This window comes from Sphingomonas suaedae (assembly GCF_007833215.1).
GTDB classification, from domain to species: Bacteria; Pseudomonadota; Alphaproteobacteria; order Sphingomonadales; family Sphingomonadaceae; genus Sphingomonas; species Sphingomonas suaedae.
The window spans coordinates 1,260,369-1,275,827 of record NZ_CP042239.1 but is presented as its reverse complement, the minus strand read 5'-3'; the positions used below and the strand labels follow the sequence as shown (position 1 = coordinate 1,275,827).

Here is a 15,459-nt window from a genome sequence, read left to right as displayed (position 1 = left end):
TCAGCGCAGCCCCTTCGTATAGCGCTGGCCGAGCGACCCGCCGTCGCTGCGCCTGCGTATCTGTGCCGGGGGCCGCGTGAGCACGGTCCAGAGCTGCGCGCGCAGGCGCGTGCGGGCCACTGCGGAGTCCGGTGCGTTGCGCGCCGCATCGACCGCCGCGAGCACCGCCAGCGGATCGCGGATCCGGGCGCTGTTGCCGCGTATCCATCGGTCGAGCGCGTCGAGGTCCGGCCGACCCGGCCCCGCCAGCGTCCGCCACGCCTCGGCCGGAATCGCGTCGTCGATCGCGAAGCGGGTCAGCGATGCGGAGCGGCTGGCAATTCCCTCGCGCTTGCCGGTCATCCGCCGCGCCATATCGACCGGCGGCAATTGCGCGCCGACCCGGGGCAGGTAGATGCGCTCCGCCTGCTGAATCTTCTTGATATAGTCGAGCGCCTTGTTCTCAAAGGGCAGCGCCGCTTCGGGCTTGCCCGAGCGCAGATTGAGTTCTGCCTGCCACATCTGGTCGAGCGCGAGCTTCAGCATCGCGCGCGTGTCGGGATCGAGCAGGGTGGCTGCCTCGCTGTCGTCATGGGTGTGACCGAACTCGGCGGTGACGTCGCCCAGACTGCCGAACACCGGCGCTTCGGGGGGCGGCGCGTGATTGTGACCGTCATCCATCGAATGGCCGGAGGGAAGCGCGAACGGCGCTTTGCGCACCGGCTCGGCATCGCTCGGCGGTGGCGCCGTTTCGGCGATCGGCAGGGGCGGCTTGGGGGTCTCTTCCGCTTCCATTCCGACGAACTGGCCGTAGCGCAGCCGCAACAGCCGCTGGTCGACGCCGATCGCGTCGGATTTTTCGAGGAACGCCTCTGCGGAAAGTGTGCGACGCTCCCGGACCAACGCCTCGGTATCGATGATGATCTGGCGCTGGCTGCGGAAATAGGCGGGCATGACCCGCTTGGACATCATGTCGAGCCCATCGGCCAGTTCGGCGGCCTTGGGCGGCCAACGCAGGATCACGCCCGGCCCACGCACGATGTGCGGCTGGGGTGATCGCGTATCGGCAATGGTGATCTGCGCGACGAGGTCGCCACCCTCTTGCAGGCCATAGGCGGCGAGGTTGAGGTCGGCGGTGAATCGCTTGCGCTTCGCAGTGCCCGCGCCCCGGACGATCAGGCTGCGCTCGCTGAAGCGGACATTCTCGCCATCGCCCTGTGTCACCGTGACGGTCAGCCGGGCGGTGGGAGCGACGGCATAATCGTCGCTGGCCTCGAATACGACGCGCCAGCTGCGTTGGCCGGGCCGGACGAGAACCAGACCCTGGGCCGGTTCGATCGCCCGCACCTGCGGCGGCGTGTCGGCGATCGGCTCCAGCCGGTGCGGCTGCGGGGTGCCACGCATCCCCGTGGCGGTGACGCGATAGAGGGCCGGGCGATCGAGGCGGAGCGAACCGACCCACCCCTCGTCCCCGACGACAAGCGGCAGACGCTGGCCGCCGACCAGCTGAAGCGCGGCGCCGGACGGCTGCGGGGCAAAGGCGAGCGTCCATTCGATCCGCGACCCGGTGGGCGCGCGGATGTCGAGCCGGTCGGAGTAGCGCGGGGGAAGCCCGGTATAGGCCGGTGGAACGATGCGGACGCGCTGGCCGGTCAGCCGCGGTTCTCCCGGCGCGGCGTCCGTCCCTTCCGCTGCGGGGGCCAGCGGGGGCGGGGCGGGGCGGGGCTGCGGCCACAACAGGATCGCGGCGACGATGACCGTGCCCACCGCCCATGCGATGGCGATCCGGCGCCGCGACCAGCCATCGGCCAGCATTTCCGGGTCGATCGCGGCAATGCGCCGTTCGATGCGTTCGCGCTGGAGCCGTTGGATCGGGTTGAGCCCGGCATCGACGAAGATCAGCCCGGCGCTGTCCTCGAGCCCCGTTTCGCGTGCATCCAGGCGACGGACCAGCCAATGCTGATCGAACCGTCCTGCGGCCCGGGCCGCAGCCATCGCAACCACTGCCGCGCCCAGCAGCAACAGGACGGTCGCCCAGACCGTGCCGCCCAGCCGCCACCCTCCCGCGCCGGCGATCAGCGCCAGCGGTGACCAGACGAGCGCGATATCCAGCGCTGCGCGTCGCTGCGCTGCGCGGATCCAGCCGGTCAGGGCATCGGCGCTCATGCCATAAGTCTCCGCCGCCGGGTCGCGAGCCATCGTTCGGCGAGCAAGACGGCGGCGATCAAGACTGCGAGCCAGGGTGCCAGCGGGCGCGGCGGGAGGGGGTAGGGGGCTGCTCCGGCGGTGGGTGCAAACCGGTCGGCCACGACACGCGACGGGGGCGGCGCGGGCGGCGCGAGCAGATCGCGCAGTTGCGCCGCGAAACTTGCGTCCACCAATTCGGGCATCGCCGACGGGGTGAGCGGGCGGGTGAAGCGCAGCAGTCGGCCATCGCCCAGCGACGCACCCTCGACCAGCACCGAACCGCCAGCGTCGCGCCATTGCGCCTGGGTTCCTCCGGGCATCGTCACGCGCGCGGTATCGCCCAGCACGGCGGTGCCGCCGCGCGAGACCCAGTCGGTCACCGCTAGCGGAACCGGGCCGGGGATGAGCCATACGAGGATGCGATCCGTTTTCGGCAGGTCGGTTCCGCTCCCCGCTTCGAACCGTCCTTCGCCGCCCCATGCGCCCGCCGCCGCGCGGAAATAGCGGAGCGCGTCGCTGCTTCCCGGCCCATGCCGCACGGTCAGCCCGGGAGCTGGGAGGGGGGCCGGTCGCTCGCCCGCAGGCTGGCCGCCGACGATTCGCCACCTGGCTGCGCGAGTCAGGTGCAACGGCTCCGCATCGACTCCCTCCAGAATGGGCGGGACCAGAATGGTCAGCGGCGCCTCGGGCGGCAGTTCGGCGTCATATTGGCGGATCAGGCTCGATACCGGCGCACGCGGCGGTGGCGCGGCATCCAGGGCGGGAAAACCCGGGGCGATCCACCGTGCATCCGCGTCCGGCCCGGCGATCTGCCGTGCCGCCGCCGGGTCGGTTCCGGGCGCAACGAGGATGCGGGGCCGGTCATCGTCCGCGCCCAACACGGCCGGCTGGGCAAGCAACAGCGCGATCAGGGCGATCAGCAGCAGCCGCACCGCCAGCAAAAACAGTTCGTCGATCCGCAGCTTGCGCCGAGGTCGGGGCAGCGGGTAGAGCCAGCGCAACGCGGCGAAATCGACCGGTACTTCCTGCGTCCGCCGTCGCAGATGGATGACGAGCGGCACCACCAGCGCGATCAGCGCGGCGAGTCCGAGCGGGTATAGCAACAACGGGGTCATCCCGCCGCTCCGCCCGCTCGGCCGAACAGTGCGTGCAGCGGCCGGTCGATCGGTTCGTCTAGAATATAGCGCGTATGGCGGATGCCGGCGGCATCGAGCCGGTCGTCCAACGCCGCACGCGCGGCGGCAAAGCGCGCCAGATAGGTTTCGCGCAGCGCGGCGCCATCGCCGATCAGCTCGGCATCGGTCTCCGCATCGCGAAACCGGAAGCCGCCGTCGAACGGGAAGTCGCGCTCCTCGACCGTCAGCAACTGGATCGCGAGAACGTCACGCCCCGCCTTGGCGAGGCGTTCGACCAGCGCGACCCCGGCATCGTCGAAACAATCGCTGAGGAGCAGCACCAGATCATTCGGGCCGATCCGCTCCCACAGCGGAGCGAGCTTCGACGCATCGGGGAATCTGCCGCTCGCTTCCGCACGGGCGAGATCGACCAGCAACCGGTCGCGTTGCCGCCGTCCGCCGCGCGGCTCGGCCAGCGCCATGCCGGTGTCGCTCAGCACGATCCAGCCGAACCGGTCGTCCTGCTGCATCGCCAGTTCGGCGACGCACGCCGCCAGCATCGCAGCGGCATCGAAGCGGGACCAGGCCGGCGTCGCGCGGTCGGCCTGCGCCATCGATGCGCTGGCGTCGATCAGGATCCAGACCGCGACCGGGCTCTCGCGTTCGGCTTCGCGGACGAAGAACTTGTCGGAGCGGGCGTACAGCTTCCAGTCGATCTGGCGCGGTTCGTCCCCCGGTTCATAGGCGCGGTATTGCGCGAATTCGAGACCGGCGCCGCGGCTGCGGCTGGCGTGCGCGCCGATCCCCCGATCGCCGATCGCACGCCGCGCCGTCAGCCCCAGCCGCTTCAGGCGACCGCGAACGTCGGGCGGAATCGAGATCGGCGCGCGCGCCATGGCTCAGGCGGCGGGTGGGGGCAAATGGGCGAGCAGCGCGGCGACGACATCGTCGGCGGTCTTGCCCTCGGCCTCGGCCGCGAACGACATCAGCAGGCGGTGGCGCATCACCGGTGCGGCAAGCGCGGCGATGTCATCGCGCGTCGCCGCCAGCCGCCCGTGGAGCAGCGCGCGGGCCTTGGCGCACAGCACCAGCGCCTGCCCCGCGCGGGGGCCTGCACCCCAGCGGACATAGCTACCGACGGCTGGCGGCGCCGCCGGATCGCCCGGCCGCGTCGCGCGGACCAATGCGGTGATCCAGCCGAGCAGATCATCGCTCAAATGCACGTCGCGGACCCAGGCTTGCAGCGCGAGCACGTCGTCGGCACCCATCACGCGCGGCACCGTGCCGCCGGCGCTGCCGGTGGTCAGCGACAGGATGTCGCGCTCTTCGGCCTCGCTTGGATAGCCGACGCGGACGTGGAGCAGGAAGCGGTCGAGCTGCGCCTCGGGCAGCGGATAGGTGCCCGCCTGTTCCAGCGGGTTCTGCGTCGCCAGCACGAAAAAGGGGCGGGGCAGCTGGTGCGTCTTGCCGCCATAGCTGACGGTCTTTTCCTGCATCGCCTCGAGCAATGCCGCCTGCGTCTTGGGCGGCGTGCGGTTGAGTTCGTCGGCGAGCAGCAGATTGGTGAACACCGGCCCCTGCTGAAAGCGGAAGCTGCGATGGCCGGTGCCGTGATCCTCCTCGAGCAGTTCGGTGCCGAGGATATCGCTCGGCATCAGGTCCGGCGTGAACTGCACGCGGCGGAAATCGAGCTCCAGCGCTTCGCCGAGCGTGCGCACCAGCAATGTCTTGCCCAGCCCCGGCACGCCCTCCAACAGGCAATGACCGCCCGCGAGCAGGCCGATCAGCAACTGGTCGACGACATCCGTCTGGCCGACGATCGCGGTGCCGATCGCCCGCTTGAGATCGCCGAGCTTGGCGAGCCGACCTTGCACCTCAGCCTCGTTCACGGATGTCTGTTTCGCCACGTGGTTCGGGTCCCTCAATTGGTGAGCGCGTACATCACGATGTTCACCCCGAACTTCGTGTTGTCTTCCGCCAGGAAGCGCTTGTTGCGCCAGTCATAATCCCACTCGCAGCCATAATCCTTGTTGCTGTAGAGCAGGCCGAGCCGATCGTTGATCGTGATGCCCTTGAGGTAATCATGGATCAGGTCGTCGCCCCAGCCATTCAGCTCGAAGCTGGTCGCGGGCGGGCCGGGGAATTTGAAGAAGCTCGAATAAAGCGGGTGCGTGTTGGGCAGCTTCTCCAGCGCCTTCGGCCCGAAGATGCGGCCCATCTGTGCCTCGAACGACTTGGCGAACAGGCCGTCGATATCGTGATTGCAATCGTCCACGAACACGAACCCGCCATTGCGGACATAGCGTTCGAAATTGCGGCGTTCGGCGTCGGAAAACTCGACCGCCTTGTGCCCGGCAAGGTAGCAGAAGGGAGCGGAGATCATCTTCGGGTCGCTCAGCGCGATCACCCGCTCCCGGGGATCGACCCGCAATGTCGTATAGTCGACCAGCGAGGTCAGCAGGTTGGCGGGCATCCGCTGATCGACGTCCCAGTCGCCCGAATTATAGCTCAGCCGCGTGAACCAGAAGTCATAGCCACCCGCGCCGGACCCTGCCTTGCGCTGCGCCGCCGCGAGGGGACCGGCCAGCACAGCGCTGGCCAGCCCCCCGGCTGCAATCCTCAGAAACTCGGCGCGGGTCACCGTTACGGATACTCCCGCGGGCCCGCGCCCGCCGTCTATCGCCTCAGACCGCGTCCGACAGCGAGGTGAAGGTGAAATCCCTCAACTTCATCGGTGGCAGCATCATCGTGCCGCCCTCATCCGCCTTGACGCGGACCGGTCGGCCAAGCTCATCGATATTGTTGAGCATGATGACCGGGCTCTCGTTGAACCGGAAATTCTTGATCGGATATTTCAGCTGTCCGTTCTCGATATAGAAGGTGCCGTCGCGGGTCAGGCCGGTCAGCAGCACGGTCTGGGGATCGACCATGCGGATATACCAGGTCCGCGTGACCAGGATACCCTTCTCGGTCTCCGCGATCAGCTGGGCGGTCGATTTGGTGCCGCCCTCCATGATGACGTTGCCCCACTCCGCGGTTTCCGGCTTGCCCTGCTTGGACGCCCAGAAGCGCGAATATTCGAGGTTCGCGACCTTGCCCTTGTCGATGATCTGCGTGCGCTGGCGCGGCAGACCCTCATTGTCCCAAGGGAGTACCGGGACGTCGGGATGCCAGGGGTCGGTATAGATGTTGACGCGCGGATCCATGATCTGCTCGCCGATCTTGTTGCCGCCGCCCTTTTTCGACAGGAAGCTGCGCCCTTCGTCGGCCGAGCGCGCGCCGAAGAAGTTCATCATGAAGCTGACGAGTCCTGCCGCCGCCGCAGGCTCGAGGATCACGGTGTACTTGCCCGGTTCCAGCGCCTTGGCCTCGGCCGATGCCGCCGCCTTGCGCATCGCGATCTGGATGTCCTCGCCGGCGTCGAAGGTCGAGATGTCCTTGACGTTGCGGCCGACCCAGCCCGACCCGCGCCCGTCCTCGGTGCGCACGGTGCAGGTGTAATCCGCCTGGGCGGAGCGCTGATAGCCGAAATTGCCGTTGGAATTGGCATGGGCGACGAAATTCTGGCCATCCTCCAGGAAACCCGCCGCTACCAGCTTTTGCGCGCGGCACGGAGCGATCGATGCTTCGGCGATCTTCGCCCGCGCCTCGGGCGTCAGCGCGGCGGTCGCTTCGCTGAAGGTGCTGGTCGGGCGATAGGTCTGCTTGCCGACCGCGGGCATGAATTCCGGATTTTCCGGCGCCAGCTTGGCGAGATCCTCGGCCCGGCGGACGACCCGCTCCAGCGAAGCATCGTCGAACTGGTTGATCGTCGCGATGCCGACCCGCTTGCCGAACGCGACCTGCACGCCCAGTTCGGTGTCGTCGACCACGCCTGCGGTCGAGATGTTGTTGCGGGCAAAGCGGACATTGCCCGCAATGCCGCCGCCGATCTGCGCGCTCGTCTCATCGGCCTTCGACAGGGCGATGACCTTGTCGAGAATGGCCTTTGCCTGCGCTTCGGTAAAGATGCTCATATCTGGTTACTCCTGCGCGCGCGTTCAGCCCAGCGACCGGGCGGTGCTGATGACGTTGATGCCGTTGAAGCGGGTGGTGGACGATCCGTGGCTGACCGCCGAGACCTGGCTCGGCTGCCCCTTGCCGTCGAAGAACGATCCGAACATGCGATAATCGCTCTCGTCGCAGATCGCGGAGCAGGCGCCCCAGAATTCCGGGGTTCGCATCTGATAGGCGACGTCCTCCAGCATCGGGCCGAGCTTGCCGTTCTTGATCTCGTAGAACACGGTGCCGCCGAACTGCGCGTTGTAGCGCTGCTGGTCGATCGAGAAGGAACCGCGCCCTGCGATGTAGATGCCGTTTTCGACATCCGCGATCATCTGTTCGGGCGACAGCTTCGCCTTGCCGGGCGCCAGCGACACGTTCGGCATCCGCTGAAACTGCACGGTCGACCAGCTGTCGGCATAGCAGCAGCCGTCGGATTCGGTCTTGCCGAGCATATGCACCTGGTCGCGGATCGACTGGTAATCGACCAGCTTGCCGTCCCTGATGAGGTCCCAGCGCTTGGCCTTCACGCCTTCGTCGTCATAGCCGACCGCGCCCAGGCTGCCCGGCTGCGTCTTGTCGGCGAAGACGTTGACGATGCTGCTGCCGTACTGGAAACGGGCCTCGCGCTTGTCGAGCGTTGCGAAGCTGGTGCCGGCATAATTGGCTTCGTAGCCGAGCACGCGATCGAGCTCGAGCGGGTGGCCGATCGATTCGTGGATGGTCAGGCCGAGGTGATTGGGGTCGAGCACCAGGTCGTATTTGCCCGGCTTGACCGACGGCGCCTTCAGCTTCGCCTGGGCGTCCTTCGCCGCGGCGATCGCATCCTCCTTCATGTCGTAGGAATGGCCATAGGTGGTCAGGCCGTTGGACAGGACGAATTTGTCCTTGGCCGCGCCATCCATATATTCCCAGCCAAGGCCCATCGGTGCCGACAGCCCCTCGCGGCTGCGGAACTTGCCCGTGGTCTTGTCCACAGCGGTCACCGTCAGCGGTGCCCAGATGCGATGAACGTCCTGATCGATGTACGATCCGTCGGTCGATGCGAAATATTTCTGCTCATTGACCAGGAACAGCATCGAATTGACGAAACTCGCGCCTGCGGCCAGCGCGGCGCCGTTGACGTCCATCAGCAGTCCGACCTTGTCGGCGATCGGCACCTCCATCGCATTCTTCTTGATCGGCGTACGCCAGCTGACCTCGCCGACCCCGGGCGTGGGGGCGAGTTGAACCTTCTCGGTCTGGATGCGGGCATTGGCCTTGGCGATGGCAGTGGCCTGGCGCGCGGCCTTGGCGACCGCGTCCTCCGTCAGTTCGTTGGTCGCGGCAAAGCCCCACGACCCGTCAGCGATCACGCGCACGCCGGTGCCGGTGGACTCGGTGTTGACGATATTCTGGACGTTACGCTCGCGGGTGATGACGAACTGGCGCAGATACCGCCCGACGCGCACGTCGCAATAGGTCGCCCCGGCGCTCTTCGCCGCGCCGAGCGCCGCGTCCGCCAGCCGCTTCTTGACGACCGTCTCGATCTTGTCCTGCAACGCGCTTGCTGCGATCGCCTTGCCGAAAAAGCCAGGGGTCACGGCGGCGCCCGCGGCGAAGCTGCTGAACGCCAGAAAATCCCGTCTTTCCACCTAAAATCTCCCTGACGACCGTTGAGGCGGCTCGCACATCGGCGCCCCGATCCGGCATTCATGATGTCGCCCTGCCTGTCGGCGGGGGATGGGTATTTCTGGCCGCCTCGTTCAACGGCGTCAAACCGTTTTATGCCACTAAGGCACTTTTCGTATCTTTCGTGACCTTTGCGATATCGGATCGAATTGCGCGCTCCGGTTGATTGCGCCGTCGCCTGCGGGCATTTGACCCGTCGAATCGTTCCCGTCGCGCGATGCGCGGGGCGGAGGCGCGGGGAGTCCGAAATGCACTATGACGTCGTGATCGTTGGGGGCGGGCATGGCGGCGCGCAGGCGGCGATCACGCTGCGCCAGGCGAAGTTCGAGGGAAGCGTCGCGATCGTCGGCGACGAGCCGGAACTCCCCTATGAGCGCCCCCCGCTTTCGAAGGAGTATCTGGCCGGGGACAAGGTGTTCGAACGCATCCTGATCCGGCCCCCCGCCTTCTGGGACGAGCGCGGCATTGCCATGCTGACGGGCAGGCGCGTGGTCTTGGTCGATCCCGATGCGCACAGCGTCACCACCGCCGACGGCGAGACGATCGGCTATGGCAAGCTGATCTGGGCCACCGGCGGATCGCCGCGGCGCCTGTCGTGTGAGGGAAATGCGCTCAAGGGCGTCCACACCGTGCGCACCCGCGCCGATGCCGATCGGATGATCGACGAGATGGCCGACGTGACCCGCGCGGTGGTGATCGGTGGGGGCTATATCGGGCTGGAGGCGGCGGCGGTGCTCGCCAAGTTCGGCAAGCAGGTGGTATTGCTCGAGGCGCTCGACCGGGTACTGGCGCGCGTCGCCGGGGAACCGCTGTCGCGCTTCTACGAAGCCGAGCACCGCGCCCATGGCGTCGATCTGCGGCTCGGCGTCGCGGTCGACTGCATCGAGGGCGAGGGCAAGGTCAGCGGCGTCCGCCTCGCCGATGGCGAGGTGATCCCCGCCGACATGGTGATCGTCGGCATCGGCATCGTCCCCGCGGTCCAGCCGCTGATCGCTGCGGGAGCGGAGGGCGGCAATGGCGTCGCGGTGGACGCGCAATGCCGGACCTCCTTGCCAGACATCTTCGCGATCGGCGATTGCGCACTACACGCCAACGGCTTCGCCGACGGCGCGAAGATTCGGCTGGAGTCGGTTCAGAACGCCAACGATCAGGCGAGCGTCGCCGCAAAGACCATCGCCGGGCTCGATGCACACTATGACGCGGTACCGTGGTTCTGGTCGAACCAATATGACCTGAAGCTCCAGACGGTCGGCCTGTCGATCGGCTACGACCAGTGCGTGGTGCGCGGCGACCCCGTGACGCGCAGCTTCTCGGTCGTCTATCTCAAGCAGGGCAGGGTGATCGCGCTCGACTGCGTCAATGCGACCAAGGATTTCGTGCAGGGGCGCAAGCTGGTGACCGAAGGCCTGTCGCCTGACCCGGTGCAAATTGCCGACGCGGAGGTTCCGCTCAAGGAACTGGTGTGAAATCGATCACCGCTTAGGCAACGCGCGGCGCTGGTACGGGCGGGGGGACTCGAACCCCCATGGGCCGGAGCCCTACGGATTTTAAGTCCGTTGCGTCTACCATTCCGCCACGCCCGCCTGTGCAGAGCGTGTATCCGCGGTCATGAAGCGTGCCAAGCCGAATTGGGTCGGAGAGGTGAGAGTCCGTTACACGTTCAGGCGCAGGCGCATTTCCTTGCCCGGCTTGAAATAGGGGACGCGTTTCGCCTCGACATCCACCGCTTCGCCGGTGCGCGGGTTGCGGCCGGTGCGCGCCTCGCGTGCGCGGGTCGAGAAGGCACCAAAGCCGCGCAACTCGACGCGGCCATTGCTGACCAGTTGTCCGGTGATTTCCTCGAAGAAGGTATCGACAATGCGCTCGATCTCACGCGCCGACAGGTCGGGATTGTCCGACGCCAGCATCTGTACGAGTTCCGAACGGATCATATCCCATCCCCGGCTTTCCGCTCGCAGGACGGCGCCCCGCGTGAACTGCGGTATTCACTATAGGAGGATGTAGGCGGAGTGGGAGGGGGACATCAACGGAATCTTGTCCCGTTGACCCCGGTTTCGGAATGACTGGTCCGAACCCGTTGAAATGATTGAGCGGGGCGGGCGTGAAAAATCGCCCGCCCCGCCGCCAATCACTTCTTGTCTTCGCGCGCCTTGAGCGCTTCGCCCAGGATGTCGCCCAGCGACGCGCCCGAATCGGACGAGCCATATTGCGCAACCGCCTGCTTCTCTTCGGCGATCTGCATCGCCTTGATCGAGAAGGTCGGCTTCTTCGAACGATCGAGGCCGGTGACCATCGCGTCGAACTTCTGGCCGACCTGGTAACGCTCCGGACGCTGCTCGTCGCGGTCGCGGCCAAGGTCGGTGCGCTTGATGAAGCCGGTCGCGCCATCGTCGCCAACCTGCACTTCCAGGCCCGCATCGCGGACTTCGAGGACGGTGACCGTGACGATCTCGTTCTTGTTGACGCGCGCACCGCCGGCAGCCGCCGGGGTCGGCACGCCGCCGCGCTCGAGCTGCTTCATGCCGAGGCTGATGCGTTCCTTGTCCGGCTCGACCGCCAGGACGACGGCCTTGACCGTCTCACCCTTGCGATGCAGCGCCAGCGCGTCCTCGCCCGAAATGCCCCAGGCGATGTCCGACATGTGGACCATGCCGTCGACGTCGTTGTCGAGGCCGATGAACAGGCCGAATTCGGTGGCGTTCTTGACTTCGCCCTCGACTTCGGTGCCGACCGGGTGAGCAGCCGCAAAGGCTTCCCACGGATTCTGCTGGGCCTGCTTGAGGCCGAGCGAGATGCGGCGCTTTTCCTGATCGACCTCAAGCACCATCACATCGACTTCCTGCGAGGTCGAGACAATCTTGCCCGGATGGACGTTCTTCTTGGTCCAGCTCATTTCGGAGACGTGGACAAGGCCCTCGATGCCGGCTTCGAGCTCGACGAACGCACCATATTCGGTGATGTTGGTCACGCGGCCGGTCAGCTTCGCGCCGACCGGATACTTGACGCTGGCGCCATCCCACGGATCGCTCTCGAGCTGCTTCATGCCGAGCGAGATGCGCTGGGTGTCGCGGTTGATGCGGATAATCTGCACCTTCACCGTGTCGCCGATGTTGAGCATCTCCGACGGGTGGTTGACGCGCTTGTAGCTGAGGTCGGTGACGTGCAGCAGGCCGTCAATGCCGCCGAGATCGACGAACGCACCGTAATCGGTGATGTTCTTGACGACGCCGTCGATCACCTGGCCCTCGGCCAGGCTCTGGATCAGGCCCGAACGCTGCTCGGCGCGGTTCTCTTCGAGGACGGCGCGGCGCGACACGACGATGTTGCCGCGCTTGCGGTCCATCTTGAGGATCTGGAAGGGCTGCGGCAGGTCCATCAGCGGCTGGACGTCGCGGACCGGACGGATATCGACCTGCGAACCGGGCAGGAACGCCACGGCGCCCGACAGGTCGACGGTGAAGCCGCCCTTGACGCGGCCGAAGATCACGCCTTCGACGCGGTTGTTCTGCGAGAATTCGAGTTCCAGCGTATCCCATGCGGCTTCGCGGCGGGCGCGGTCGCGGCTGAGCATCGCCTCGCCATTGGCGTTCTCGACGCGGTCGACATAGACCTGCACTTCGTCGCCAACCTTGAGGTCGGCGGGCTGACCGGGGGCTGCGAATTCGCGCAGCGGCACACGGCCTTCGCTCTTCAGGCCCACGTCGATGATGGCGAGATCGTTTTCGATGCCGGTGACGGTGCCGATGACGACGCGGCCTTCAAAGCTTTCTGCGCCGCCGAGCGTCTGGTCGAGAAGCGCGGCGAAATCGTCGCGCGTGGGGTTTGCCGTAGAGGCCATAAAGGGTTCAGTCCTAACTATCGTTTTTCCGGCCGGCTGGTTGGATCCAGCGGTCTTTTAGGCCGAAATGCCGTGGCGGCCGAACGCCGGTCACGGCGTTTTGCGGACAGGTGAAGGGAGGGGCGACGCTCTCTGGATGAAAAGCGAAAATGGCGCGTGAGCGTAAACGCCCCGCGCCTCCCTCTACAAGCACCCGCTCGCAGAACGGGCGCGCCATAGCTCCACCGGGCGTGAAAAACAAGAAAATCCGGCAGCGCCGCGCTCATTACCGATTATTTACGACGATGATGCCATTTGTCCGGCAAATAGGTTCTTGGGGAGGAGCGGGCGATGTCCATGGAGGCTGGACCGGATTTGCGGTCGCTGGCTGCGGTGCCGGGCCAGTATGAGATCGCCCGCAACGAGCGTTCGGGAATTCTGCGCATCGGCAAGGTGGGGATGCAGCACGCCGATCAGGTCGATCGCTATCTCGACGTGTTAGAACGCATCGTCACGGAGACCCGAGCGCGGTTCGGGCGCATCCGCGTGCTGGCCGATCTGCGCCACGCGCCGGTTCGGACACAGGAGGCGGCGGACCGGATGCGCGCTGGCAATCTGCGCCTCTACCGCGCGGGCGACCGGATCGCGCTGATCGTCGAATCCAGCCTGCTCAAGATGCAGTTGCGCCGCACGCTGGTCGAATATCAGAACATCTTCCTGTCACCCAATGCCGCCGAAACCTGGCTGACGGCGGGCGACTGATCCGGCGGGATGCCCGCCGCCCCGGGGAGCGGGGGATGGGGGCGGCGGACAAGCTGGCTGCGAAGGCGGGGCCTCAGGGCTTCCAGGCCGTAAACGGCAGATCCAGCGCCTCGGCGACCGCCTCATGCGTGATCTTCCCCTGATAGACGTTCAGCCCGTTGGCGAGGTGCGGATCGGCGGCCATCGCCTTTTCCGCGCCCAGATTTGCGAGCCGCATCACGAACGGCAACGTCGCATTGTTGAGCGCGAAGGTGCTGGTGCGCGCGACCGCGCCCGGCATGTTGGCGACACAATAATGGATCACGCCCTCGATCTCGTAGACCGGATCGTCATGTGTGGTCGGACGGCTGGTTTCGAAACACCCTCCCTGATCGATCGCGATGTCGACCAGCACGCTGCCCCGCTTCATCGTCTTGAGCATGTCGCGCGTCACCAGCTTGGGCGCCGCCGCACCGGGGACGAGCACGGCACCGATGACGAGATGAGCGTTGCGCACGGCGGCCGCGATCGCCGCCTTGCTGGCATAAGCGGTCTTGATCTGGCTGCCGAAATGCATGTCGAGTTCGGCGAGACGGGTATTGTTGATGTCATAGATGGTGACGTCGGCGCGCAGGCCGGTGGCCATCTGCGCCGCGTTGATGCCCGATACGCCGCCGCCCAGAATCGCGACCTTGGCCGGAGCGACGCCGGGGACGCCGCCGAGCAGAACGCCGCGCCCCCCCTGCTCCTTCTCAAGATAATGTGCGCCGACCTGAACCGACATGCGGCCCGCGACCTCGCTCATCGGCTTGAGCAGCGGGAGCGAGCGGTCGTTGGCGGTGACGGTCTCGTAGGCGATGCAGGTGGCGCCTGACTTGATGAGTCCGGCGGCCTGTTCGGGATCGGGGGCGAGGTGGAGATAGGTGAACAGCGTGTGGCGCGGCTCCAGCATCGCGACTTCCCGGGCTTGCGGTTCCTTCACCTTCACGATCATGTCGCTCTGCGCAAACACCTCGGCCGCGGTCGCGACGATCCGCGCGCCCGCGTTCGCATAGTCGGTATCCTCGAAATCGATGCCCATGCCTGCGCTGGTCTCGACCACCACCTCATGCCCTGCGGCCACGAGTTCGGCGACCAGCGGCGGAGTGAGGCCGACGCGATATTCGTGATTCTTGATTTCCTTGGGAACGCCGACGCGCATCATCTCTCTCCGAATCTGGTTCGGGCCGCACCGTAACGCAGGACAGAGGCATAAATCCCTGCAAAGTCATGCACTGTTCAACGCGGATTTGCATGGATATGCTGCGTACTCAGCTAACGTGCAGGATTCGTGCAATATGGATCGAATCGACGAAGCAATATTGAAGCACCTGTCGATCAACGCGCGCGCACCGGTCAATCAGATCGCGGGGGAGGTCGGTCTATCGCCATCGGCCTGCACGCGCCGCATTCAGGCGCTGGAGGCTTCGGGCCATATCCAGGGGTACAGCGCCCGGCTCGGGCTGCGGCGATTGGGGTATAGTGTCACGGCGATGGTCGATATCACCCTAGGCACCGAGGTGGACGAGGATCTTGCTCGATTCGAGGCCGCGGTGGGTCAAATCGACGGGATCGTCGAATGCGCGCTGGTCTCCGGCGGATATGACTACCGGCTGAAAGTCCTGTGTCGCGATCTCGACGACTACGAACGTCTGCACCGCGAGGCCATGGGGCGGCTGCCGGGCGTGGTGAAGATCAGCTCCAGCTTTGTGCTGCGATCGGTACCCACCCGCAGTGAGGCGGATGCGCTGTTCGGCGGGGCGAGGTGAGACGGTTGCAGGACCTGCGGTTGCGGCTCCTTGCTGCACATGCTAACGGCCCGCGCTGTTTCAACGGACAGGCAATGGTCGCATGACCTCTCGCTCCCTC

Annotated in this window: 13 protein-coding genes and 1 tRNA gene; 3 read left to right on the top strand and 11 right to left on the bottom strand. The window is 66.3% G+C overall.

Features of this window, described 5'->3' with window-relative positions; genetic code table 11:
• Genes FPZ54_RS06125 through FPZ54_RS06095 form a run of 7 tightly spaced genes read right to left on the bottom strand, consistent with a single transcriptional unit; the run spans window position 1 to window position 8,956 of the window.
• Window positions 1-2,145 (bottom strand): DUF4175 family protein, encoded by a 2,145-nt coding sequence (locus FPZ54_RS06125; RefSeq protein ID WP_186456930.1) that lies wholly within the window; start codon window positions 2,143-2,145, stop codon window positions 1-3.
• Window positions 2,142-3,281 carry a BatA domain-containing protein gene (locus FPZ54_RS06120; RefSeq protein ID WP_145845754.1) on the bottom strand — a complete coding sequence of 380 codons (1,140 nt, stop codon included), beginning with the start codon at window positions 3,279-3,281 and terminating at the stop codon, window positions 2,142-2,144. Before FPZ54_RS06120 ends, FPZ54_RS06125 begins: the two co-directional genes overlap by 4 nt.
• Window positions 3,278-4,177, bottom strand: coding sequence for a DUF58 domain-containing protein (locus tag FPZ54_RS06115; RefSeq protein ID WP_145845752.1), 900 nt, complete (start codon window positions 4,175-4,177; stop codon window positions 3,278-3,280). The genes FPZ54_RS06120 and FPZ54_RS06115 overlap by 4 nt, the downstream gene beginning before the upstream one ends.
• 3 nt (window positions 4,178-4,180) lie before the next feature.
• On the bottom strand, window positions 4,181-5,170 hold the full coding sequence (locus FPZ54_RS06110; RefSeq protein WP_145845750.1) for an AAA family ATPase: 990 nt from the start codon (window positions 5,168-5,170) through the stop codon (window positions 4,181-4,183).
• A 32-nt stretch (window positions 5,171-5,202) separates the two neighbouring features.
• Window positions 5,203-5,922 carry a DUF4159 domain-containing protein gene (locus tag FPZ54_RS06105; protein ID WP_145845748.1) on the bottom strand — a complete coding sequence of 240 codons (720 nt, stop codon included), beginning with the start codon at window positions 5,920-5,922 and terminating at the stop codon, window positions 5,203-5,205.
• Window positions 5,923-5,965: 43 nt separating this feature from the next.
• Complete coding sequence (locus FPZ54_RS06100; protein ID WP_145845746.1) at window positions 5,966-7,297, bottom strand: TldD/PmbA family protein; 1,332 nt, start codon at window positions 7,295-7,297, stop codon at window positions 5,966-5,968.
• A 24-nt stretch (window positions 7,298-7,321) separates the two neighbouring features.
• Window positions 7,322-8,956 (bottom strand): TldD/PmbA family protein, encoded by a 1,635-nt coding sequence (locus tag FPZ54_RS06095; RefSeq protein WP_145845744.1) that lies wholly within the window; start codon window positions 8,954-8,956, stop codon window positions 7,322-7,324.
• A gap of 285 nt (window positions 8,957-9,241) precedes the next feature.
• Between FPZ54_RS06095 and FPZ54_RS06090 the strand changes: the two genes are divergently transcribed.
• The gene (locus FPZ54_RS06090; RefSeq protein ID WP_145845742.1) at window positions 9,242-10,459 is read left to right on the top strand and encodes an NAD(P)/FAD-dependent oxidoreductase; all 1,218 of its coding nucleotides are present in this window, start codon (window positions 9,242-9,244) and stop codon (window positions 10,457-10,459) included.
• Window positions 10,460-10,490: 31 nt separating this feature from the next.
• On the opposite strand, the gene FPZ54_RS06085 is transcribed toward FPZ54_RS06090, so the two are convergent.
• The 3 genes from FPZ54_RS06085 to rpsA all read right to left on the bottom strand — a co-directional run bounded on the left by FPZ54_RS06085 (window position 10,491) and on the right by rpsA (window position 12,831).
• Window positions 10,491-10,576 (bottom strand) — tRNA-Leu (locus FPZ54_RS06085).
• A gap of 69 nt (window positions 10,577-10,645) precedes the next feature.
• A complete protein-coding gene (locus FPZ54_RS06080) occupies window positions 10,646-10,924 on the bottom strand; it encodes an integration host factor subunit beta (RefSeq protein ID WP_145845741.1) in 279 nt (92 codons plus the stop codon).
• A 197-nt stretch (window positions 10,925-11,121) separates the two neighbouring features.
• The gene (gene rpsA, locus FPZ54_RS06075; RefSeq protein ID WP_145845740.1) at window positions 11,122-12,831 is read right to left on the bottom strand and encodes a 30S ribosomal protein S1; all 1,710 of its coding nucleotides are present in this window, start codon (window positions 12,829-12,831) and stop codon (window positions 11,122-11,124) included.
• 330 nt (window positions 12,832-13,161) lie between these two features.
• Between rpsA and FPZ54_RS06070 the strand changes: the two genes are divergently transcribed.
• Entirely contained in the window at window positions 13,162-13,572 is a 411-nt protein-coding gene (locus tag FPZ54_RS06070) for a hypothetical protein (RefSeq protein ID WP_145845738.1), read from the top strand.
• A 73-nt stretch (window positions 13,573-13,645) separates the two neighbouring features.
• Here the strand turns inward: FPZ54_RS06070 and ald are convergent, their stop codons facing one another.
• On the bottom strand, window positions 13,646-14,752 hold the full coding sequence (gene ald / locus FPZ54_RS06065) for an alanine dehydrogenase (protein ID WP_145849607.1): 1,107 nt from the start codon (window positions 14,750-14,752) through the stop codon (window positions 13,646-13,648).
• Window positions 14,753-14,888: 136 nt separating this feature from the next.
• On the opposite strand from ald, the gene FPZ54_RS06060 reads away from it, so the two are divergent.
• Entirely contained in the window at window positions 14,889-15,359 is a 471-nt protein-coding gene (locus FPZ54_RS06060; protein WP_145845736.1) for an Lrp/AsnC family transcriptional regulator, read from the top strand.
• Window positions 15,360-15,459 lie beyond the last annotated feature (100 nt).

Coding starts and splice junctions, on each gene's coding strand:
- FPZ54_RS06125 (WP_186456930.1), bottom strand. CDS start 2,145: ATGAGCGCCGATGCCCTGACCGGCTGGATCCGCGCAGCGCAGCGACGC.
- FPZ54_RS06120 (WP_145845754.1), bottom strand. CDS start 3,281: ATGACCCCGTTGTTGCTATACCCGCTCGGACTCGCCGCGCTGATCGCG.
- FPZ54_RS06115 (WP_145845752.1), bottom strand. CDS start 4,177: ATGGCGCGCGCGCCGATCTCGATTCCGCCCGACGTTCGCGGTCGCCTG.
- FPZ54_RS06100 (WP_145845746.1), bottom strand. CDS start 7,297: ATGAGCATCTTTACCGAAGCGCAGGCAAAGGCCATTCTCGACAAGGTC.
- FPZ54_RS06090 (WP_145845742.1), top strand. CDS start 9,242: ATGCACTATGACGTCGTGATCGTTGGGGGCGGGCATGGCGGCGCGCAG.
- FPZ54_RS06080 (WP_145845741.1), bottom strand. CDS start 10,924: ATGATCCGTTCGGAACTCGTACAGATGCTGGCGTCGGACAATCCCGAC.
- rpsA (WP_145845740.1), bottom strand. CDS start 12,831: ATGGCCTCTACGGCAAACCCCACGCGCGACGATTTCGCCGCGCTTCTC.
- FPZ54_RS06070 (WP_145845738.1), top strand. CDS start 13,162: ATGTCCATGGAGGCTGGACCGGATTTGCGGTCGCTGGCTGCGGTGCCG.
- ald (WP_145849607.1), bottom strand. CDS start 14,752: ATGCGCGTCGGCGTTCCCAAGGAAATCAAGAATCACGAATATCGCGTC.
- FPZ54_RS06060 (WP_145845736.1), top strand. CDS start 14,889: ATGGATCGAATCGACGAAGCAATATTGAAGCACCTGTCGATCAACGCG.